The organism is Nakamurella sp. PAMC28650, assembly GCF_014303395.1.
Lineage (GTDB): Bacteria > Actinomycetota > Actinomycetes > Mycobacteriales > Nakamurellaceae > Nakamurella.
This window is the reverse complement of sequence record NZ_CP060298.1, coordinates 1,230,622-1,252,151: the sequence shown is the minus strand read 5'-3', so window position 1 is coordinate 1,252,151 and position 21,530 is coordinate 1,230,622. Positions and strand designations below refer to the sequence as shown.

Below are 21,530 nucleotides of genomic sequence, written 5' to 3'. Positions count from 1 at the left end.
CAACTCGGCCGGAGCGGTAAGGATGGGGCAGGAATCGTCGAGTTCAGCTGCGCAGCATCTTCCAGGCCGTTTCAGAGCATTCGACGGAGCACCCGCGCCTCCCAGGGCTGCAGGATCCACGATCTCGACCCGACATTGCTCAGCAGCAGCTGGGCCCCCTGCCAGTCCGGCAGGTCGCCCGGGTCGGCGGGATCACCGGAAAGGTTGCCCAGCACCAGGATCTCGGTGCTGCCCAGCGTCCGGGTGAAGGCATAGATCTGCTCATCGGTAGCCAGCAGCATGGTGAAATCGCCGGTGGCGACGGCGGGTTCGGTGTGCCGGAGGTCGATCAGCTTCCGATAGTGGTGGAGCACCGAGTCGGGGTCGGCCAGCGCCGCTGCGGCATTGATCTCGAGATAATTCGGATTGACCGGCAGCCACGGCGTTCCGGTGGTGAATCCGGCGTTCGCCGAGTCGTCCCACTGCACCGGGGTGCGGGCGTTGTCCCGGCTGGGTCCACGCAGCGCCGCCACCACCTCGGCCGGTTCCCGGCCGGCCGCCACCGCTTCCCGGTAGTGGTTCAGTGATTCGATGTCGCGGAAGTCCTCGATCCGCGAGAACGGGAAGTTAGTCATGCCGAACTCCTCGCCCTGGTAGACGTACGGAGTCCCGCGGTGCAGATGCAGCACGGTGGCCAGGGCCTTCGCCGATCGGACCCGGTAGAGGCCGTCGTCGCCGAATCGGGAGACGGCGCGGGGTTGGTCGTGGTTGTTCCAGTACAGGCTGTTCCAACCGACGTCCGCCAGCCCGGCCTGCCATCGCCCGAAGCTCGCCTTCAGGTCGGTCAACTTCATCGGGCGGTGCTCCCACTTCGATGCGCCGTGGTCGAGGTCGACATGCTCGAACTGGAAGACCATGTCGACCTCGGCCCTGGCCGGATCGGTGTAGAGGCGGGCGTCATCGACGGTGACGCCCGGGGTCTCGCCCACCGTCAGGAACCGTCCTTCACGACCCTGGAAGACAGCCGTCCGCATCTCGTGCAGATATTCGTGGACGCGGGGACCGTTGAGGAAGTGCTCCGCGCCGATCACCCCGCCGGGAGGGCCGGCTCCGTCGGGCAGGCCCCCGTGGGGCCCTACCGTCTTGGAGATCATGTTGATGACGTCCATGCGGAAGCCGTCGACGCCACGGTCGAGCCACCAGCGCATCATCTCGTAGACCGCTTCCCGCACCCGGGGGTTCTCCCAGTTGAGATCCGGCTGCCTGCGCGAGAACAGGTGCAGGTAGTAGTCACCGGTGACCTCGTCCAGCTGCCAGGCCGGCCCGGAGAAGAACGAGGTCCAGTTGGTCGGCTCGGCTCCGGGTCGTCCCACCGGTGGTCCGGGGCGGGCCGGCCGCCACCAGTACCAGTCGCGTCGGGGATTGTCCGTGCTGGAACGGGATTCGACGAACCAGGGGTGTTCGTCGCTGGTGTGGTTGACCACCAGGTCCATGACGAGCTTCATGCCACGCCCGTGGACCTTCTCGAGCAACTCGTCGAAGATCTCCAGCGAACCGAAGAGCGGGTCGATGTCCTGGTAATCGCTGATGTCGTAGCCGTTGTCGTCCTGCGGGGACGGATAGACAGGCGACAGCCAGAGCACGTCGACACCCAGATCCGCGAGGTAGTCGACCTTCCCGATGATGCCGCCGAGATCACCGATCCCGTCGCCGTCGGAGTCGGCGAAACTCCGCGGATAGATCTGATAGACCACCGCACTGGCGAACCAGTTCGCTGCGGGCAGGGCTCGTCCCATCTCTCGGAGTGGACTACTTGGCGGCGCGACGGCGCCGGGGTGCCTGCTCGCCCTTGAAGCCCATGACGAACGAGGCCACCAGATGGTTCCACGAGCAGGTGCGGCAGACCTCGACCTGGTAGACCGAGAACTCGCCGAAGTTCGTGGCCATCTTCTCCAGTTCCGGAGGCTGGCGGGCCGACCCGGCCATGTGCTTGATCTCGTCGCCGTACACCCAGTAGACGTGGGTCAACGGTTCCTTGCGACAGACCGGGCAACTCACGTCCGTCTGCACCCCGTGGAACTTCGCTGCGCGGATGAGATACGGGGTCGCGTCACACACCTCGGTGACGCCTGTTCGTCCCGACATCACCTCCGCGAGCAGCGCACGACGCTGCAATGCGTAGTCCACCAACCCTCGCTGTGTCCGCACCCGACCAGCGTACGCGGGAGCCGTTGGGGCTCACCATGGGTGGGTGACGGAGGAGTCTGACCAGCTCGGTGACCTGCAAGGCGCGGTGATCGGCGGCGGGACCACCGATCGGCAGAGAAGTGGTCCACCGCTGACACCGGCCGTGACGAGTCGGGCGCCGATGTATCGTAGCGATACTCTTACTGACATACGCATTTGTTTGTCACCTGACAAAGCACCTGATTTGTCAGGTCTCAGCGTTGCACGGGGCAGCACCGGACGGAGCGAGGTGAACATGGCCAAGGACAGCACGTCCGCCTTCTCGCTGGCCATCCTGGGCCTGCTGGCCGAGGCACCGATGCACGGTTACGAGTTGCGCCGCAAGCTCAGTGCCACCCTCGGGTCGCTCCGGGTCTTCTCCTACGGCTCCCTCTACCCGACCCTGCGCCGACTGCAGGCGGCCGGTGAGATCACCTCGGACCCGCCGGAGCCGGATCCCGATGCGGTGCCGCTGACCTCGCGACGCTCACGGGTGGTCTACCGCCTGACGGCCGACGGCAAGGAGCGCCTGACCGAGCTGCTCGGCGACTCCGGTCCGCAGTCGTCGTCCGACGACGGCTTCGAGGTGCACCTGGCGTTCTTCTCCCGCACCCCCTCGGAGGCGCGGCTGCGCATTCTGGAAAGCCGGCGACTGCGCCTGGAAAACCGCCGGGAGGGGCTGCGCAGCGCACTGGGCAAGGCGGCCGATCGGATGGACGCCTACACCGACGAACTGCGCCGGCTCGGCCTGGAATCGACGGACCGCGAGGTCCGCTGGCTGGACGGACTCATCGAGTCCGAGACCCGCGGAACAGCACCGCCGGGCTGATACCCGTTGGTGTGCAACAGCAACAAGTCCTGCAAGATCACCTGACCCAAGGAGAAACAACATGGGAACGCATCCCATCCGCGTCGCCGTCGTCGGCGTCGGCAACTGTGCTTCATCACTGGTCCAGGGGGTGGAGTACTACCGCAACGCCGATCCGTCCTCTCGCGTCCCCGGGCTGATGCACGTCCAGTTCGGTGACTACCACGTCTCCGACCTGCACTTCGTCGCAGCCTTCGACGTGGACGCCAAGAAGGTCGGCTTCGATCTGGCCGAGGCGATCGCGTCGTCGGAGAACAACACCATCAAGATCGCCGACGTCCCGCCCACCGGCGTCATCGTGCAGCGCGGCAACACCCTGGACGGTCTGGGCAAGTACTACCGCGAGATGATCTCCGAATCCGATGCCGAACCGGTCGACGTGGTCGCGACGCTGAAGGCCGCGAAGGTCGACGTCGTCGTCTGCTACCTGCCGGTGGGTTCCGAGGACGCCGCCAAGTTCTACGCCCAGTGCGCCATCGACGCGGGGTGCGCCTTCGTCAACGCCCTCCCGGTCTTCATCGCCGGTACGCCCGAGTGGGCCGAGAAGTTCCGCGCTGCCGGACTTCCCATCATCGGGGACGACATCAAGTCGCAGGTCGGCGCGACCATCACGCACCGCGTGCTGGCCAAGCTGTTCGAGGACCGCGGTGTGCTGCTGGAGCGGACCATGCAGCTGAACGTCGGTGGCAACATGGACTTCATGAACATGCTGGAGCGAGATCGCCTGGAGTCCAAGAAGATCTCCAAGACCCAGGCCGTGACGTCCCAGGTGGACCGGGATCTCGGTGCCCGCAACGTGCACATCGGACCCTCCGACTACGTGGCCTGGCTGGACGACCGCAAGTGGGCCTACGTCCGGCTCGAGGGCAAGGCCTTCGGCGATGTCCCACTGGCCCTGGAGTACAAGCTCGAGGTGTGGGACTCGCCCAACTCGGCGGGCGTCATCATCGACGCGGTGCGGGCCGTCAAGATCGCCAAGGACCGCGGTATCGCCGGCCCGCTGACCTCGGCCTCCTCGTACTTCATGAAGTCGCCGCCGATCCAGTTCCCGGACGACCAGGCCCGCGACAACGTCGAGAAGTTCATCTCGGGCGAGCTCGCCAGCTGAGCTTCGGTCCCGCGAGTGTGCGGTCAGCAGGCGAGAACGACTGCTGACCGCACACTCGCGTCGTTGTCCCCATACCGGCGACCCATCCACAATCCGGCGGTGGGGGGAGACAGCCCGGCCGCACGACGCTGCACTGGTCGTGTGGACACCACCAGCCCGCTCGACGCCCGGCTCCGCCGGCAGGACATGCTGGTCACCCGCGAGCAGGCCTTGCAGGCAGGCGTCTCCCGGGTCGAGATCGACGGCCACCTCCGCCGCGGGCGTTGGCGGCGGATCCTGCCCCAGGTGTACCTGGTCGGGACTGCCGAGCCCTCGCCGCGCGTGAGCGTCAGGGCCACTTCGCTCTGGGCCGGTCCCGGCGCGGTGATCGTGGGCCGGGCCGCGCTCTTCTGGCAGGGCCGTCAGCCCACGCCTGGGCCACAGGTCGAGATCGCCGTCCCCCAGCGGCGTACCGGGCGGTCGCCGAAAGGTGTCCTGGTCCATCGGCGCAACATCAGCCTGGAGTACGTCTTCACCTGGCAGGGGATCTCCATCATCCGGACGTCCCTTGCCGTCGCCGAACTGCTGGCGCAGGAGGGGCAGGACCTGTTGGATCTCGCCATCCGCCGGAGGTGGACGACCCTGCAGGCGGTCCAGACCGCACATCGGCGCCGGGCCGGTCACCGAGGTGCGGTGGCTGGCGGGCTGATCATCGCTGCCGCAGCATCCGGCGGCGACTCCCCGGGCGAACGGTTGCTCCACCGACTGCTGACCGGGGCGGGCATCACCGGATGGACGGCGAACGAGGACGTGCGATCGGGCGGGACCGTCCGGAGACCTGACGTGCGGTTCCACCGCCTCCGGCTCATCATCGAGTTCGACGGGTTCGCCTTCCACACCGATCACGCCGTCTTCGAGGACGACCGGCGACGTCAGAACGCCTTCGTGATCGACGGATGGACCATCCTGCGGTTCACCTGGGCCCAGCTCACCGGGCAGCCGGAGGAGGTGGTCGCGCAGATCCGGGCGGCCCTGCGCGTGGCGAGTGTGCGGTCAGCAGGCGCAAACGACTGCTGACCGCACACTCGCGTGATCATCGGGCCGATCGGCGGGAGAGCAGGGCCTGCAGCACGACGACGATCAGCAGGAAGAACCCGCTGACCACCTGCTGCACATAGCTGTTCAGGTTGAAGCCCTGGACGATCAAGTTCTGGATGACGTAGAGCAGCGTGATGCCGGCGAGGGTCCCCACGATGGAGCCGACTCCACCGGCCAGCAGGGTTCCTCCGATGACGACCGCCGCAATGGCCGACAACTCGTAGGCGTTACCGACTCTCGCCTCCTGTCCGCCGCCGGACAGCGCGGTCGACAGCACCCCGGCAATGCCGACCGTGAGCCCGCTGATCGCGTAGACGCTCATCTTCACCCTGGCCACCGGCAGGCCCATCAGACCGGCCGCGGTATCGCTGCCGCCGACGGCCTGCACGGCTTGACCGAACGCCGTGCGGTTGAGCGCCCACCATCCGATCGCGAAGACGACCAGGGTGATCCAGACCGGGTTGCCGATGGTGAGAAAGCTACCGGTGCCGAGGGTCTCGAAGAACTGCTGACCGGGGACGGACGGGTGGTCGTTGCCCTCGTTGGTGATGAAGAAGACCAGACCGCGGACCCCGGTCAGACCGGCCAGGGTGACGATGAACGGCGGCAGCCCGAGTTTGGCGATGATCACCCCCTGCAGCAGTCCGACCGCCACGCAGGCGACGATCGGGACCAGGATGGCCGCCGCCGAACCGTATTTCGACATGTCGGCGGACAGGATGACGGCCAGTGCGTAGACCGACCCGACCGAGAGGTCGATGCCCCCGCTGATGATCACGAACGTCATGCCGGCGGCGATGATGGCCAGGAAAGACGCTGCCAGAGCGGTGTTCCGGAGATTGTCCGCGGTACCGAACGTCGGGACCGTGATCGTCCCGATGATCATCACCAGGATCAGCACCGCCACCGCGCCGTTGCGGGACACCAGCGAGGTCAGCGCTCTGGCCCGTTGCCGCCGCGCCGCGGCGCCGATCTCCGGCCCGGGAACGACGTGGACCGTCTCGAACCCGGGCGGAGCCGGTGCATCGCTCTTCTTCAGCGTCGGTTCGGTCATGCCTTGCTCCCGACGATCCCGGCGACCCGGCCGGTCTTCGCCACCTTCGCCGTCCTGGCGGGTCGCGGGCCCGACGTGCGCTGGATGTAGACCGCCGCGATGATGATCAACGCCTCCACCATCTGCGAGACCGAATCGGGGATGTTGTGCGAGACCAGGGTGGTCTGCAGCAGCTGCATCAGCACCACGCCGGCCACCGTCCCGAGGATCCGGACCCGTCCACCGTTGAGCGGGGTCCCGCCGACGACGACGGCGGTGATCGCCGAGAGTTCCATCAGCAGGCCGATGTACGACGGATCGCTGGCCCGCAGCCGGGCGGTGGCGATCTCGCCGGCGATGGCCGCGAGTACACCGCTGATCGCATAGACGGTGATCAGCGTGCGGCGCACCGGGATGCCGGCCAGCACGCTGGCCCGCAGGTTGCCGCCGATGGCCACCAGCCGGAAGCCGAAGGTGGTCTTCCGGACGAGGACCGTCACGACCACCGCGATGATCGCAGCAACCCACATCACGTAGGGGATGCCGAACAGTTCGCCCTGGCGGACGACCTTCAGGAAGGGCACGAACAGTTCGATCAGCGCACCCCCGGTGATCACCAGGGCCAGGCCGCGGCCGGCCACCAGCAGGCTCAGGGTGGCCACGATCGGCTGCACCTTCGCGACGGCGACGACGACGCCGTTGAAGATCCCGATGGCCAGACCGGCCAGGATGCCCAGCACGATGGCCGGGAAGATCGCTGCACCGAAACCCCCGCTCGAGGTCGGTGCGACGAACTTGGCCATCACCGCGCTGGCGACGGCCATGGTGGCCCCGACCGACAGGTCGATGCCGCCGGTACCGATCACCAGAGCCATGCCGAGCGAGACCAGCAGCACCGGCGGCAACTGTGCGAAGAGCAACTGGAGGGTGTCCCAGTTGTTGAAGTGCGCCGTGAACAGGACGTTGTAGAGAACGAGGACGGCCAGCGCGACGTACACGCCCCGTTGCCGGAGCCATTGTCCCCAGCCGCCTCCCGGGATCAGGCTTCGCAGCGCGCCGGGCGTCTCCGGCTGCTCGGGTGATCGGGTCGAGACCGTCGCCGTCATGTCTGCACCACTTCGATTTCCTCCGCTGCCGCACCGGCGATCATGTTCATGATGTGGTCCTCGGTGATCTCGTCGCCGAACAGCGTGCCGAGGGCGGCACCGTCACGCAGCACCAGCACGGAATCCGACCCTTCGACGACCTCCTCGAGCTCGGAGGAGATCAGCACCACCCCGAGGCCCTTCTCGGCCAGCTCGGCGATCAGCGACTGGACCTCGGCCTTGGCGCCGACGTCGATGCCCCGGGTGGGCTCGTCGAGCAGGAGGACCTTGGGGTTGAGACAGAGCAGACGGGCCAGCAGCACCTTCTGCTGGTTGCCCCCGGAAAGCTCCGACACCCGCTGATCGGCGCTGGAAGCCTTGATGCGCAGGCGCTTCATGAAGACGTCGACGATCGCGTTCTGCTTGCGGCGGGAGACGAAACCGCCCCGGGAGAGCTGCGGCAGAGCGGCCAGGCCGATGTTGTCCCTGATCGAGAGGTCCGGGACGATGCCCTCGATCTTGCGGTCCTCCGGCAGCATCGCGATCCCGGCCCTGATCCGGGAGGCCGGAGTGGCCCTGGCGAAGGCCTTCCCGTCGATCTCCACCGTGCCGGAATCCAACGGCAGCGCGCCGAAGATGGCCTTGGCCGTCTCGCTGCGACCCGATCCCAGCAGGCCGGCCAGACCGACCACCTCACCCGGCCGGACGACGAGCGAGATGTCGTCCAGGACGAAGCGTCTGGACAGGTGGCCCGCCGTCAGCACCGGCGGTGCCTCGTTGACTCTGCGGGCGCCCCCGAGCTGGGTGCGGCGGCCGCCCTCCAGATCACCGGCCTCCCGGCCGAGCATCCGCGAGATCAGTTGGCGGCGCGTGGTATCGGCGGTGGCGCCGGTCCAGACCAGCTTGCCGTCACGCAGCACGGTGATCTTGTCGCAGGCGCGGAAGACCTCGTCGAGCCGGTGCGAGATGTACACCACCGCAACACCCTGGGCCTTGAGCAGACCCACCACCTCGAGCAGCTTGTCGACCTCGCGGGGTTCCAGGGAGGAGGTGGGCTCGTCCATGATGACCACCGACGCATCAGCGGAGACCGCTCTGGCCACCGCCACCATCTGCTGGATGCCGAGTCCCAGTTCACCTAATGGCCGTTTCACATCGGCGACGATGCCGTACCTGTCCAGCAGTTCGGCCGCTTCCCGGTTCATCCTGCGCAGGTCGAGCGATCCCAACCTGGACGGCTCACGCCCCAGGAACACATTGCGGGCGATTGACAGTTGCGGGGCCAGATGCACCTCCTGGTAGATGGTCTGGATGCCGTGCAGCTGCGCATCCCGCGGGGAGGGGAAGTGCACCACCTCACCGCGGTGGCGCACCTCCCCGCTGTCCAGCTGGTAGACGCCGGTGATCAGCTTGATGAGAGTGGACTTGCCGGCGCCGTTCTCACCGATCAGGGCGTGCACCTGACCCGGGAAGAGGTCCAGGTCGACGTCCTGCAGGGCCACCGCGCCGCCGAAGGCCTTGCTCACCCCCCGGACCGAAAGGGTCGGGTCCTCGGTCGTCATCGTCGTCACTGCTGGTCCGACCCTTCCCTGGAGTGCCTACTGCCGTGACCGCCCACCGCCGCGAGATGCTCTGCGCCGTCGTGGATACCGAGCCGGATCAGTACGCTGCGCCACTGTCGAGGCCGGCCTGGGCGTTGCTCTTGTCGTACTGGTTGTCCGTGGTGATCGTGACCGCCGGTGCGCCGGCGCCGTTGACGTACGCATCGAGGGCCGCGAAGGCGGACGGTCCGTACGCGGGGTTGGATTCGATCACTGCGTCGAAGTTGCCGTCCACGATGGCCTGCACCGCACCCTTCGTGCCGTCGATCGAGACGATGTGGACCTTGGCGGTGCCGGACATGCCCTTGTCGTCCAACGCGGCCAGCGCGCCGAGACCCATCTCGTCGTTCTCGGCGTAGATGGCCGTGACGTCCGGATGGGCCTGCAGCAGGGTCTCGGTGACCGACTTGCCCTTCTCACGGGTGAAGTCGGCCGTCTGCTCGAAGATGACCTGGATACCGGAAGCGTTCTGCGCCTTCAGCTCTGCCTTGAAACCTGCGGTGCGGTCGTCGGTGACGTTCACGCCGGAGGCGCCCAGCAGGATGGCCAGCTTGGCCTTGCCGCCGGTCGCCTTGATCATCGCGTCCGCGGCCCGCTTGCCCTGCTGGACGAAATCGGAACCGAGCTGCGGTCCGACCGACTGGCATCCCTTGACCCCGGTAATGTTGCGATCGACCGGGATCATCGCGACCTTCTTGGACTTGGCGTAGGCGATCGCATCCCCGAGGCCGGTGGAGTTGATCGGGGAGAAGATGATCGCCTTCGCGCCCTTGTCGATCATGCCCTTGATATCGGTGTTCTCCTGCTGCGCGTCGGACTGTGCGTTGGTGGTGAGGAGCTTGACCCCGAGCTTCTTGGCCTGGTTCACCTGGGACTTGGTCGAGGCGATCCGGAAGGGGTTGGCCTCCTTCTCGGACTGCGCCCAGCCGATGGTGTCGGTCTTGAAGTCGATCTTGCCGATGCCGAGATCCGATCCCTTGCAGACAGGGCCGTACTGCGCTTCGACCCCCGCCGGAAGGGCACCGGGCAGCACCGCCGTGCCGCCGGCCGCCTGGATCGCAGCCGGCACCGAGCCGCCGGCCGCGGGGGCGCTGCTCGGCGCGCTGGGTGCGCTGACGGGGGCGCTTCCCGGTGCACTGACGGGGGCGCTGGCGGATGCGCTGCCCGGTGTGCCGGCGGGCGTGCTGGCGGGTGCCGAGCTCGCCGGGCTCACCGCAGCGACACCGGGGGCCGACGACGACGCGCTCGAACTGGAGCCGGCACCGGCGCTCGAACTCGCCGCCGACGTGGTCTGACCGGTGCTGCAGCCGGCGAGCAGGAGGGCCGCGCCGGCGGCTGCGATGAGGGCGGTACGGTGATGATTCGTCATTCTCGGGTGTCCTTGTCGTCACGATGATGGACTGCGGGATGTACCACTGGACATGAGGTCTCGGGCCTCGAGCGGAGCTCGGCCGCGACTCGGATCCGACCACCACCGGAACAGGATCGGCGCGGCCGAATGGTCGTCCGTGTCGTCACCGGGCTCGCCCTGCGGTGAGCGGTGATGTGGCGGCGGTCACTGTCCGGGTAATGTTAACGCTCACAAGTACGGTGTCAAGCCAAAGATCTACAAATTGCTCAAATTGTTTTTCGGGGACATTTCCGACGACCGCTTTTTTGGTCGCGAGTGTGCGGTCAGCAGGCGAAAACGCCTGCTGACCGCACACTCACCCTCTCAGAAGCCCCTGGCCAGCCGGTAATACGCCTGGTTCCACCTCAGTTCGTTACCGAAACTCCTGGTGTCGGTCCGCGGGTCGATCACCAGAAGTTCGGTCGCCATCATCTCGGCGAAGTCGTGCAGTTCCTCGACGCCGACCGCCGACGACAACACGGTGTGGTGCGGTCCGCCGGCCGCGAGCCAGCACTCCGCGGAGGTCTCCAGCGAGGGTTGCGGCTCCCACACCGCCCGTGCGACCGGCAATCTCGGCAGCGGCCGAGGAGGCTGGATGACGGTGATCTCGTTGGCCACCAGACGAAACCGCTCCCCCATGTCGGCGATCCCCAGCACCACAGCCGGGCCGGGACTCGCATCGAACACCAGCCGGACCGGATCCTCCCGGCCGCCGATCCCCAGCGGATGGATCTCCAGGGTCGGCGTACCCGACGCGATGCTGGGGCAGACCTCGAGCATGTGAGCGCCGAGAATGGTGGGCACCTCGGCCCCGAGATCGTAGGTGTAGTCCTCCATGAACGACGTTCCGCCCGTTCGACCAGCGGCCATCGCCTTCACGGTGTGCAGCATCACGGAAGTCTTCCAGTCGCCCTCGCCGCCGAACCCGTAACCGTCGGCCATCAGACGCTGGACCGCCAGACCCGGCAGCTGGCGCAGACCACCGAGATCCTCGAAATTGGTGGTGAACGCGCCGAAACCGCCTTCGGTCAGGAACATCCGGAGGCCCAGTTCGATTCGCGCCCCGTACCGCAACGATTCGTGCCGCGGTCCCCCCACGAGCAGTTCCGGCGCAACCTTGTACGTGTCGGCGTACTCGGCGACCAGCGCGCTCACCTCGGTATCGGCCACCGCGTCGACCCTGTCGACGAGATCGTTGACGCCATAGGTGTTCACGGAGACGCCGAAGCGGAGTTGCGCTTCGACCTTGTCGCCCTCGGTGACGGCCACCTCGCGCATGTTGTCGCCGAACCGGGCGAGTTTCAGCGAGCGGATCGCCGATGCACCGGCCGCAGCCCGCTGCCAGGCACCCACCCTCGCTGCAACTCTCGGATTCCGGACGTGACCGGCCACCGTCTTGCGGGCAATACCCAGCCGGGTCTGGATGTAGCCGGCCTCCCGGTCACCGTGGGCCGCCTGGTTCAGATTCATGAAGTCCATGTCGATCTCGGCCCAGGGTAGGTCGACGTTCGCCTGGGTGTGCAGGTGCAGCAGTGGCTTCCGGAGCGCGTCCAATCCGCTGATCCACATCTTGGCGGGCGAGAACGTGTGCATCCAGATGATCAGCCCGACGCAGTCCGGATCGGCGTTGGCGGCCAGCATCACCGCTCGGATGGCAGTCGCATCGGTCAGTACGGGCTTCCACACGACCGGGAGGTCCAACTCCGTCGAGGCATCGAGCTCGGCGGCGATCTGGCGTGACTGACCGGCCACCTGCTCGAGCGTCTCGGGGCCGTACAGACCCTGGCTCCCGGTCAGGAACCAACATTGTTTGTTGCCATCATGCAGTTCCATCGGTGGAGGCCTCTCTCGGAGCGACTGCGGCGATCACAGTTGCATGGTGGGTACGGGCGGGACCGGGTGGCCGATTTCAGCCTTGGTCGGCGGTCCGCACTCGAAGTGGGGATCGATCCATGCGGGGATCGATCCATGCGGGGCACGGGTCAGCCCTGGCCGTAGACGTTCTGGTAGCGATGGAAGAGCGAGTCGATGTGCTGCTGGGCGATCGGTAGCGGGTCACCGAGTTGCCGGGCGAGAAAGACTGCGCGGCAGACTTCCTCGCACATCACGGCGGCCTTGACCGCCTCCGTGGCGTTCCGACCGATGGTGAACGGACCGTGATTCTTCATGATGACTGCTCGGGAGCGGCTGTGCTGCAACGTCTCGACGATGCCGCGTCCGATCGAGTCGTCTCCGATCAGCGCGAACGGGCCGACCGGGATCTCGCCACCGAACTCGTCGGCCATCATCGTCAGGACGCAGGGCACCGGGAGGCCGATCGCCGACCAGGCGCAGGCGTAGGTCGAGTGGGTGTGGACCACACCGCCGACCTCGGGCATGTTGCGGTAGACGTAGGCGTGGGCGGCCGTGTCCGACGACGGCGATCTGGACCCCTCGACCAGATTGCCGTCCAGGTCGGTGACCACCATCGCCTCGGCGTCCAGCTCGTCGTAGGAGACCCCGGAAGACTTGATCACCAACAGGTCCCGTCCCGGAACGCGCGCCGAGACGTTACCGGCCGTCCAGACGACGAGGTTGTTCCTGGGCAACTCCGCGTGGAGGACAACAAGTTGGGCTCGCAGTCCGTCGATGGTGGCCCTGACGTCACCGGCGATCGTCATCGAGCCACCGCCGGCTCGTCCCGGCGGGCACCCGCAAGTTGGGGGATCACCGGCGACCGGTCCCGATGCACCCGGCGCTGCATGGCTTTCAACCGGTGCATCACATCGTTGCCGCCCCGCCCGAAGTAGTCGTGCAGCAGGGTGTATTCGGCGAACAGTTCGTCGTAGGCTCGACCATTAGCCGGAATCGGTTGGTAGACACCACGTTCCACGCGACCCATGGCCGCAGCGGCGGTCGCCATGTCAGGGTGTCCACCGGCCGCGACCGCCGCATGGATCGCCGACCCGAGGGCCGGACCCTGGTCCGAGGTGATGATCGACAGCGGCAGACCGGTGACGTCGGCATAGATCTGCATCAGCATCCTGTTTCGCATCAGACCACCGGAGACGATCAGTTCGGTGACCGGGACACCCGAGGAGACGAACGCTTCGATGATCGTCCTGGCCCCGAACGCAGTCGCCTCGATCAATGCGCGGTAGACATCCTCCGGCCGGGTGGCCAGGGTCTGACCGACGACCAGGCCGGACAGTTCGTGATCTACCAGCACCGAACGGTTGCCGCTGTGCCAGTCGAGCGCGACCAGGCCGTGTTCGCCCACCGCCTGGTCCGAAGCGAGTTCGGTCAGCAGTTCGTGCACGCTCTGGCCGGCCGCCTCCGCCCGCAGGTAGTAGTCCTGCGGCACACCGGAACCGACGAAGTGGCCGAAGATGTCCCCGACGCCGCTCTGCCCGGCCTCGTACCCGTAGAGACCCTCGCTGATCCCGCCGTCGACCACCCCGCACATGCCGGGAACCTCGCGCAGTTGCACCCCGTTCATCACATGACAGGTGGAGGTGCCCATGATCGCGACCATCTGGCCCGGGGCGAGTGCGTTCCCCGCCGAAACGGTCACGTGGGCGTCGACATTACCTACGGCTACAGCGATTCCGACCGTCAGACCGGTCCACTGCGCAGCCTGTGCGGACAGCTGACCGGCCCTCGCTCCGAGTTGGCCGATCTCGGCCGCCAACTTCGAGTCCACGAAGTCGGCGAAATCCGGGTTGAGCGCGGCGAGGAACTCCGTGGACGGGTAAGCACCGTCCTGCCGGATGCCCTTGTAGCCGGCCGTGCAGGCGTTCCGCACGTAACGGCCGGTCAGCTGCCAGACGATCCAGTCGGCCGCCTCGACCCAGTGCTCGGTCGCCCGGTAGACCTCGGGGTCCTCCTCGAGCAACTGCAGGCCCTTCGCGAACTCCCACTCGCTGGAGATCAGCCCCCCGTAACGCGGGAGCCAACTCTCGCCGCGGGCCCGCGCGAGCTCGTTGATCCGGTCGGCCTGTGGCTGCGTTGCGTGGTGCTTCCACAGTTTGACGTAGGCGTGCGGACGGTCGGCGAACTGGCTCAGTTCGTTGAGCGGAACACCCTGCGCCGTCACTGGAATCATCGTGCAGGCGGTGAAATCAGTTCCGATGCCGATGATGTGGGCCGGGTCGACGCCGGCGGCTTCGACGGCGGCGGGAACCGCCCGACGGAGTACGTCGACGTAGTCCGACGGGACCTGCAACGCCCAGTCCGGCGGGAGTTGTCGATGACCGACCGGCAGGTCGCGATCGATGACGCCATGGCTGTACTGGTGGACCGCCGACCCGAGTTCGGCTCCGTCGGACACCCTGACCACCACGGCACGACCGGACAACGTGCCGAAGTCGACCCCGATCACCAGGGCCTGTGGGGGATCCACCGTCATTGGTGCCTCTCTCGCAGTGCAGTGCTGTCTGTTGCGGTGCTGTCCGTTGCGGTGCTGTGCTGTCCATTGCGGTGCTGTGCGTCATTGTTAACGTTCACAACGCCACCCGTCAAGGTGTGGTGGCGAGAAACTTCAGGAGACGGGCGCAGCGGTGCTCTCGCGGATGATCAACTCCGGTTCGATCGGAGCTGGGTCGTCCACACCACCGTTCAGGGCCGACAGCAGGATGTCGATGCACTGGCGTCCGAGAGCCGCGAAGTCCTGTTTCACCGTCGTCAGGCCGGGGATGAAATGGGCCGAACCGGGGATATCGTCAAAGCCGACTACCGAAACCTGTTGTGGTACAGCGATACCGTGATCGTGGAGGGCGCGAACGAGGCCGAGCGCCATGAGATCGTTGGCGGCGAAGACGGCGGTCGGCAGCGTGGACGAGGCCAGCGTCGCGCCCGCTGCATAACCGCTGGCGGCGGTCCAGTCTCCCAGGATCGGCGGGGCCGGCTCGATTGCGGCCGCCTGCATCTCACTCTGCCATCCTCGCTGTCTGGCGGCGGCGTCGAACCATTCCAGCGGCCCGCTGACGTGCACGATCGACCGGTGGCCCAGGTCCAGCAGATGACGCACCGCGAGACGCGCCCCGCCCTCCTGATCGACCGAGGTGATGTGCAGGCCGGGGGACGGCCGGGTATCGGCGGCCACCATCACGACGGGGACCTTGGCGACCAGCGGGTCGGCGGCATGGGCCAGGGCCGCCTCCGGTGCGATCACGATGATGCCTTCCACGGACTGATCGCTGAAGTATTCGAGAACGCCTGACACCAGACCGTTGTCGAGGCTCCCCAGACCGGCCAGGCTGACGTGGTAGCCGGCCGCTCTGGCGGCACTCTCCACTGCGATCAGGGCGCTGCTGGGCCCCCAGAGGGTGGATCCGCTGGTCATCACACCGATCATCGACGAACGTCGCGTCACCAGCGCACGGGCCGCGTTGTTGCGACGGTAGCCCAGCTCTGCGATGGCGGCCGTCACGCGTTCCCTGGTCTCCGGTCGCACATTCGGCAGACCGTTGAGGACCCTGGAGACCGTCTGGTGGGAGACACCGGCCCGGCGGGCCACATCGTGCATCCCGGGTAGCCGACCCTGTGCGGAGGCACTCATCGGGTGCCCGGCCGACGACCGGCCGTTCGAGGTGTGTTCATCCGACGTGCCTCGCCTTCGACCGACTCAAACCCGAGAGGTGCAGATGGTAGCGCCGCAGCCGCGGCGACGGGAACGGTGACGGCGGAGGACGTTCCGCCGGGTCAAGCCCACTACCGTACGCGCCGATGCCGCGCCGGCTGTCGACGACTCAGCCGATCTCGACGCAGTCCGTCAGGCCGACGACGCCGAACCCGGTGGCCACCCCCCGGTAACCGCGCGCGCCGTCGTCGAGATCGATCAATGCCTGCCTCACGGCGTCGTCCACGACCGGTGACGGCTCCTGCCCGAGGCAGAACCGGCTGAACTCCACGCACGGATCGGCGACCCGCACCTGCGTGAGGATGATCGGGCCTTCCGCAGTGACCACGGTGATCTCGGCCGGCATGTCGACTCCGGCCAAGCCGTCCGGCGCGTCGATAAGAATGGTCTCGCCGGCCATGCCCTCCGTCAGGTGGTCGCCGTAGCGCTCCCGGAGCCGCCGGTAGTCACCGGTGCCGATGATGCTGACCCCACCCTGCCCCTTGCGGTCGCGGCTGCGGGGGTGGTCGGTGTGGTGGACGTCGATGACGCCGCCGAGACGCTCCGCCAGGCCGACCACCCCGTGCGGGCCCACCTCGATCCGGTGCACCGACTCGATGGCGGACGGATCGTACCGACGCAGCGGGGCCCGGCCCGTCTTCAATGGTTCGGTCTGCACCTGCAGACGGACGATGGGGTATCTCATCATCCGCCCTGGTAGGCGGGGTAAAGGTCTTTCGACGGCGATCCGGTCGGCGTCGGGGTCGTCAATGGCGTCGGGGTCGGGCGGGTTGCCGCGGTGGGCAGCGGGTCCGGGAGCGGCATCGGCCCCCGAGGCACCGGATCCACCCGGAAGCGCGTGTGCTGTGCGCTCGGGAGAATCCTGCGAACCTCGGCCACCCGGTCGAGACTGATGTCGACGATCCCGCACCCCTGGTCGGCCGTCCCCAGGTCCAACATCTGGAGGCCGAAGGGATCGAAGGCCGCCGAACGTCCGATGCCGGCCCTCCCAGCCTGGTCGGAAGCCACGACGTAGCAGGTGTTCTCGATCGCCCGCGCACGAAGCAGCGTCAGCCAGTGCTCTTCCTTGAGCGGACCCCGGACCCAGGCCGACGCCAGCGCGAGCACCTGGGCCCCACCGGTCTGCAGCACCCGGAACACCTCTGGGAAACGTAGGTCGTAGCAGGTGGCGAAACCGACTGTGACGCCGTTGATCTCGACGATGGGTGGGGTCTGGGTGCCAGGTGCGACGTGGTCGGACTCGACGAACGAGAAGGCATCGTAGAGATGGATCTTGCGGTAGGCCGCGACCACCTCGCCGTGTTCGACGACGACGAGCGTGTTGTGCACCCGCGTCGACTCGGGGTCGGGTACGAAAGTGCCTGCGGCAATGACGATCCCGTGGTCCGCCGACGCCTGGGCCAGGGCCGCCACGAAGGGTCCGTCCAGTGGCTGCGCGGCTCGACCGGGAGCCGCCGGATCCGTCAGGAAGGACACGATCGATCCCTCCGGCGCCAGCAGCAGGTCCGCACCGTCACGAGCCGCGGCCGCGGCCGCCTCCACCAGGGCAGAGGCGTTGGCGACCGGATCGTCACCGGGGCTGAACTGACTGACGGCGATGCGCACGGCGCGACTCCTCTGCTCGGACCACCGAATTCTAAAGGCGACAGAGGACTGCATGGATCAACTTGGCCCGTTTGGGACTGGAGTGACAGGAGTCATCACTTTCGTCCATGCCTGCGAAGTTGATCCATGCGGAACCCCGGCCCAGCCCAGCCGGGCCCGGCGTCAGGGGACGATCGAGACCATCTTGCCGAGGACGACGACGACCTTGCGGGGGGCCGCGCCGGCCAGGAGTTCGACGATCTTCTCGTCCGCCAGCGCAAGTTGCTCGACCAGGGCGACCGGACTCCCGGCCGGGACCGAGATCCGCGAACGGACCTTGCCCTTGACCTGGATCGGGTACTCGATCTCCTCCGCCACCAGCAACGCCGGATCGGCGACCGGGAACGGGCCGTGGGCCAGCGACTGCTGGTGACCCAGCCGGCTCCACAACTCCTCGCTGATGTGCGGGGCCAGTGGCGCTGTCATCAGCACCAGGGCCTCGGCCACCACCCGCGAGGTCGGCGCGGCCGACTTGGTCAAGTGGTTGGTCAGCACGATCAGCTTGGCGATCGCGGTGTTGTACAGCATGTTGGAGTAGTCGGTCGTCACCCCGTCGATGGTGCGGTGCAACAGTTTCAGGGTCTCCTCGTCCGGTGCGTCGTCAGTGACGACGGTGGCGCCGGTCTCCTCGGAGATCACCGCCCGCCACATCCGCTGCAGATAGCGCTGCGAGCCGATGACGTCCCTGGTCTGCCACGGCCGGGAGATGTCCAACGGGCCCATGCCCATCTCGTACATCCGGAAGGTGTCCGCGCCGTAACGGTCGCACATCTCCTCCGGCGTCACGACGTTCAGCAGGCGCTTGCCCATCTTGCCGTACTCGCGGTTGACGCTCCGGCCCTGGTAGGTGAAAGAGGCGCCGTCCGGCGAGGTGACGACATCTTCGGCGGGGACGTAGGTTCCGCGCGCATCGGCATAGGCGTAGGCCTGGATGTAGCCCTGGTTGAACAGCTTGCGGAACGGCTCCTCGCTGGAGACGTGCCCCAGGTCGAACAGCACCTTGTGCCAGAAACGCGAGTACAGCAGATGCAGCACTGCGTGTTCCACCCCGCCGACGTACAGGTCGACGCCACCGGTGTCGTTCGGGCGCGCGGGATCCTTGCCCATCCAGTACTTCTCGACCTCGGGGTCGACGAAGACCTTGGCGTTGGTCGGATCCAGGTACCGCAGCTCGTACCAGCAGGAACCGGCCCACTGCGGCATCACGTTCAGCTCGCGCCGGTAGGTCTTCACGCCCTGTCCCAGGTCCAGCTCGACCGTGGCCCACTCGGTGGCGCGGCCCAGCGGCGGAACGGGGGTGGAGTCGGCATCCTCGGGGTCGAACGACTGAGGCGCATAGTTCGCCACCTCGGGCAGCTCCAGCGGCAGCAGGTCGTCGGGCAGCGCGATCGGCAGGTCGTCCTCGTCGTAGACGATCGGGAACGGTTCACCCCAGTAGCGCTGGCGACTGAACAGCCAGTCGCGCAACCGGTACTGGACCTCGGCGCGGCCGGATCGGTGGGCCGCCAGCCATTGGATCATCCTGGTCTTGGCCTCGGCGACCTCCAACCCGTTCAGCGAGATCTCGCTGTTGGCACTGTTGATCGCCGGCCCGCTACCGGTGAAGGCCTCGTCCTCGGGGAAATCGGCCGGCACCTGGACGGTCCGGATCACCGGTAGCTCGTAGGCATGGGCGAATTCGATGTCCCGGGTGTCCTGCCCCGGCACGGCCATGATCGCACCGGTGCCGTAGCCCATCAGCACGTAGTCGGCGACGAAGACGGGCAGCGCGGCGCCGTTGGCCGGGTTGACGGCGTACGCGCCGGTGAAGACACCGGTCTTCTCCTTCGTCTCCTGACGGTCCAGGTCGGACTTGCGCGCCGCCAGCGCCCGGTAGTCGGCGATCGCCCGGGCCGGGGTCTGCGCGCCGGCCGTCCAGATCGGTCTGACGTCGGCCGGCCACCGATCGGCGGCAATCGCGTCGACCAGCGGGTGCTCGGGCGCGAGCACGACATACGTTGCCCCGAAGAGAGTATCGGGACGCGTCGTGTAGACCTCGATTCGTGAATCCGGGGAACCGAGGACCTCGAAACTCACCCGCGCGCCGACGGATCGGCCGATCCAGTTGCGCTGCATGGCCTTCACCGAATCCGGCCAGTCCAGCCGGTCCAGGTCCGCGATCAACCGGTCACCGTAGGCGGTGATCCGCATCATCCACTGGCGCAGGCTGCGTCGGAACACCGGGAAGTTGCCGATCTCGCTCTTGCCGTCGGCGGTCACCTCCTCGTTGGACAGGACGGTGCCCAGACCCGGACACCAGTTCACCGGCGCCTGCGAGATGTAGGCCAACCGATGATCGGCCAGGATGGTCTGCTGCCGGGTGGAGCCCAGGTCGGCCCAGGCCGTGCCGTCCGGAGTCGGCCGCAGACCGGAGGCGAACTCGCCGATCAGGTCGTCGATCGGTCGTGCCCGCTGGGCGTCGGAGTCGTAGTAGGCGTTGAACAGCTGCAGGAAGATCCACTGCGTCCAACGGTAGAACTCGACATCGGTGGTCGCGATGCTGCGGCGCTGGTCGTGCCCGAAGCCCAGCCTGCGCAACTGCTGGCGGTAGCGGGCGACGTTCGTCTCGGTCGTCGTCCGCGGATGTGTGCCGGTGCGGACGGCGTACTGCTCGGCCGGCAGCCCGAAGGCGTCGTATCCGATGGTGTGCAGCACGTTCCGGCCGCGCATCCGCTGGAAACGACCCAGTACGTCTGTGCCGATGTAGCCCAGGGGATGACCGACGTGCAGACCGGCGCCGGAGGGGTAGGGGAACATGTCCAGGATGTACAGCTTGTCGTCCGGGATCGAGGCGGGGTCGGCGGGTGCCAGCGGGCCGCTCGGGTTCGGAGCGTCGAACGTGCCCTCGGCGGCCCAGCGGTCCTGCCAGCGGGCCTCGATGTCGGCGGCCAGGGCAGCGTTGTAGCGGAAGGGCGGGGCCGATTCCGTCGTCTGATCATCGGTCCGGGTCGACCCGGTCTGCTCGCTGGTCATCGCGTCCATCTCTTCCTGAAAAGGTTCCTGTACTGCGGCGGCGGTCCTCCGGGGCACCCTCGGGCACAAAAAAACCCTCTCGTTCCGTGGTGACCTTCGGTGGCGAAGAAGATCATCAACGGATGCGGAGGGTCGCCGCGCTGTCCGCCGCCGTTCCGGTGGCCCGGACGCCGATCGGTCAGCGCGGCCCGAGAAGGAGCAACGTTCCTGCCATAGCCACGGATGTTACTCGCCCGGCCGCACCCGACTGCCGAACCTGTCCCGCTTCATCGGTGGCAGAAGTCAATTATCATCGGGAGCGTGTCCACTGCCCCCGCCGCTTTCACCGTCCCGGTTGCCGCCCTGCTGCTGATTCTCGCCGGGCTGGCGTCCGTGACCGCCGCCCGCGGCTGGACCGGAACGCTCCGCCGGGAGGGCAGGCTGGGTGTGCACTCGATCGCGGCTTCCAGCAGCGACGACGCCTTCGCCCTGGCCAACAAGGTGGCCGCCCCGGTGGTCGGCGGTGCGGCCCTGATGTCCCTGGTGCTCGGCATTCTCGTGCTCGTCCTGCCCCTGCCGACGCTGGCCACCGTCGTCATCGGCGTGCTGTCGATCGTGGCGGTCCTGGTACTGATGACGGCGGGCGGCGTCCTCGGCGAGCGGGCGGCCCGCACCCTGCCCGTCCCCCTCCGGCGGCCGAAGCCGAGCGCGGCGTGCGACGGCTGCGCCTGCGGTGCCGGCGGTTGCAGCGGCCTGACCCGCAAGACGGTCCCGGTGGACGCCGAGACCGCCTGACGGTCCTGTTGCACGCCCGGACCGCCTGACGGTCCGGCTCGTCGACCGGGATCGACCCGTCAGGACATCGGAGCGCGGGACGGGCACCTCCCGGCGGGAGGCGTACCCCGTGA

At 67.4% G+C, this 21,530-nt stretch carries 18 protein-coding genes; 5 read left to right on the top strand and 13 right to left on the bottom strand.

Annotated elements, in window-relative coordinates; genetic code table 11:
- Positions 1 to 71 precede the first annotated feature (71 nt).
- Together H7F38_RS05665 and H7F38_RS05660 are read right to left on the bottom strand one after the other, a co-directional pair.
- Entirely contained in the window at positions 72 to 1,775 is a 1,704-nt protein-coding gene (locus H7F38_RS05665) for an alpha-glucosidase (protein WP_187093224.1), read from the bottom strand.
- Positions 1,776 to 1,788: 13 nt separating this feature from the next.
- Complete coding sequence (locus H7F38_RS05660; RefSeq protein WP_187093223.1) at positions 1,789 to 2,187, bottom strand: DUF5318 domain-containing protein; 399 nt, start codon at positions 2,185 to 2,187, stop codon at positions 1,789 to 1,791.
- A gap of 274 nt (positions 2,188 to 2,461) precedes the next feature.
- On the opposite strand from H7F38_RS05660, the gene H7F38_RS05655 reads away from it, so the two are divergent.
- The 3 genes from H7F38_RS05655 (at position 2,462) to H7F38_RS05645 (ending at position 5,237) form a co-directional block, all read left to right on the top strand.
- Complete coding sequence (locus H7F38_RS05655; RefSeq protein WP_187093222.1) at positions 2,462 to 3,034, top strand: PadR family transcriptional regulator; 573 nt, start codon at positions 2,462 to 2,464, stop codon at positions 3,032 to 3,034.
- 61 nt (positions 3,035 to 3,095) lie between these two features.
- Positions 3,096 to 4,181: an inositol-3-phosphate synthase gene (locus tag H7F38_RS05650; protein WP_187093221.1), complete on the top strand. Its 1,086-nt coding sequence runs from the start codon at positions 3,096 to 3,098 to the stop codon at positions 4,179 to 4,181.
- Between the two features lie 141 nt (positions 4,182 to 4,322).
- Positions 4,323 to 5,237, top strand: a complete 915-nt coding sequence (locus H7F38_RS05645) for an endonuclease domain-containing protein (protein ID WP_187093220.1) — start codon at positions 4,323 to 4,325, stop codon at positions 5,235 to 5,237.
- Positions 5,238 to 5,253: 16 nt separating this feature from the next.
- Here the strand turns inward: H7F38_RS05645 and H7F38_RS05640 are convergent, their stop codons facing one another.
- From H7F38_RS05640 to H7F38_RS05625, 4 genes are all read right to left on the bottom strand, one after another.
- Positions 5,254 to 6,312, bottom strand: a complete 1,059-nt coding sequence (locus H7F38_RS05640; protein WP_187093219.1) for an ABC transporter permease — start codon at positions 6,310 to 6,312, stop codon at positions 5,254 to 5,256.
- Positions 6,309 to 7,397 carry an ABC transporter permease gene (locus H7F38_RS05635; protein ID WP_187093218.1) on the bottom strand — a complete coding sequence of 363 codons (1,089 nt, stop codon included), beginning with the start codon at positions 7,395 to 7,397 and terminating at the stop codon, positions 6,309 to 6,311. Before H7F38_RS05635 ends, H7F38_RS05640 begins: the two co-directional genes overlap by 4 nt.
- Positions 7,394 to 8,938 (bottom strand): sugar ABC transporter ATP-binding protein, encoded by a 1,545-nt coding sequence (locus tag H7F38_RS05630; RefSeq protein ID WP_187093217.1) that lies wholly within the window; start codon positions 8,936 to 8,938, stop codon positions 7,394 to 7,396. The genes H7F38_RS05635 and H7F38_RS05630 overlap by 4 nt, the downstream gene beginning before the upstream one ends.
- Positions 8,939 to 9,035: 97 nt before the next feature.
- Positions 9,036 to 10,046, bottom strand: coding sequence for a substrate-binding domain-containing protein (locus H7F38_RS05625; protein ID WP_187093216.1), 1,011 nt, complete (start codon positions 10,044 to 10,046; stop codon positions 9,036 to 9,038).
- Between H7F38_RS05625 and H7F38_RS05620 the strand changes: the two genes are divergently transcribed.
- The gene (locus H7F38_RS05620) at positions 10,015 to 10,272 is read left to right on the top strand and encodes a hypothetical protein (protein ID WP_187093215.1); all 258 of its coding nucleotides are present in this window, start codon (positions 10,015 to 10,017) and stop codon (positions 10,270 to 10,272) included. The genes H7F38_RS05625 and H7F38_RS05620 overlap by 32 nt on opposite strands.
- A gap of 419 nt (positions 10,273 to 10,691) precedes the next feature.
- Here the strand turns inward: H7F38_RS05620 and araA are convergent, their stop codons facing one another.
- The 7 genes from araA to leuS form a co-directional block, all read right to left on the bottom strand.
- The gene (gene araA, locus H7F38_RS05615; protein ID WP_187093214.1) at positions 10,692 to 12,200 is read right to left on the bottom strand and encodes an L-arabinose isomerase; all 1,509 of its coding nucleotides are present in this window, start codon (positions 12,198 to 12,200) and stop codon (positions 10,692 to 10,694) included.
- A gap of 149 nt (positions 12,201 to 12,349) precedes the next feature.
- Positions 12,350 to 13,027: an L-ribulose-5-phosphate 4-epimerase gene (locus H7F38_RS05610; RefSeq protein ID WP_187093213.1), complete on the bottom strand. Its 678-nt coding sequence runs from the start codon at positions 13,025 to 13,027 to the stop codon at positions 12,350 to 12,352.
- On the bottom strand, positions 13,024 to 14,754 hold the full coding sequence (gene araB / locus H7F38_RS05605; RefSeq protein WP_187093212.1) for a ribulokinase: 1,731 nt from the start codon (positions 14,752 to 14,754) through the stop codon (positions 13,024 to 13,026). Before araB ends, H7F38_RS05610 begins: the two co-directional genes overlap by 4 nt.
- Before the next feature lie 132 nt (positions 14,755 to 14,886).
- Positions 14,887 to 15,906, bottom strand: coding sequence for a LacI family DNA-binding transcriptional regulator (locus tag H7F38_RS05600; RefSeq protein WP_222618476.1), 1,020 nt, complete (start codon positions 15,904 to 15,906; stop codon positions 14,887 to 14,889).
- A gap of 190 nt (positions 15,907 to 16,096) precedes the next feature.
- On the bottom strand, positions 16,097 to 16,672 hold the full coding sequence (locus H7F38_RS05595; protein ID WP_187093211.1) for a hypothetical protein: 576 nt from the start codon (positions 16,670 to 16,672) through the stop codon (positions 16,097 to 16,099).
- Complete coding sequence (locus H7F38_RS05590) at positions 16,672 to 17,592, bottom strand: carbon-nitrogen hydrolase family protein (RefSeq protein WP_187093210.1); 921 nt, start codon at positions 17,590 to 17,592, stop codon at positions 16,672 to 16,674. Before H7F38_RS05590 ends, H7F38_RS05595 begins: the two co-directional genes overlap by 1 nt.
- 162 nt (positions 17,593 to 17,754) lie before the next feature.
- On the bottom strand, positions 17,755 to 20,643 hold the full coding sequence (leuS, locus tag H7F38_RS05585) for a leucine--tRNA ligase (protein ID WP_187093209.1): 2,889 nt from the start codon (positions 20,641 to 20,643) through the stop codon (positions 17,755 to 17,757).
- Between the two features lie 300 nt (positions 20,644 to 20,943).
- Here leuS and H7F38_RS05580 point away from each other — a divergent pair, with 300 nt between their 5' ends.
- Positions 20,944 to 21,417, top strand: a complete 474-nt coding sequence (locus H7F38_RS05580; protein WP_187093208.1) for a hypothetical protein — start codon at positions 20,944 to 20,946, stop codon at positions 21,415 to 21,417.
- Positions 21,418 to 21,530: the final 113 nt, after the last annotated feature.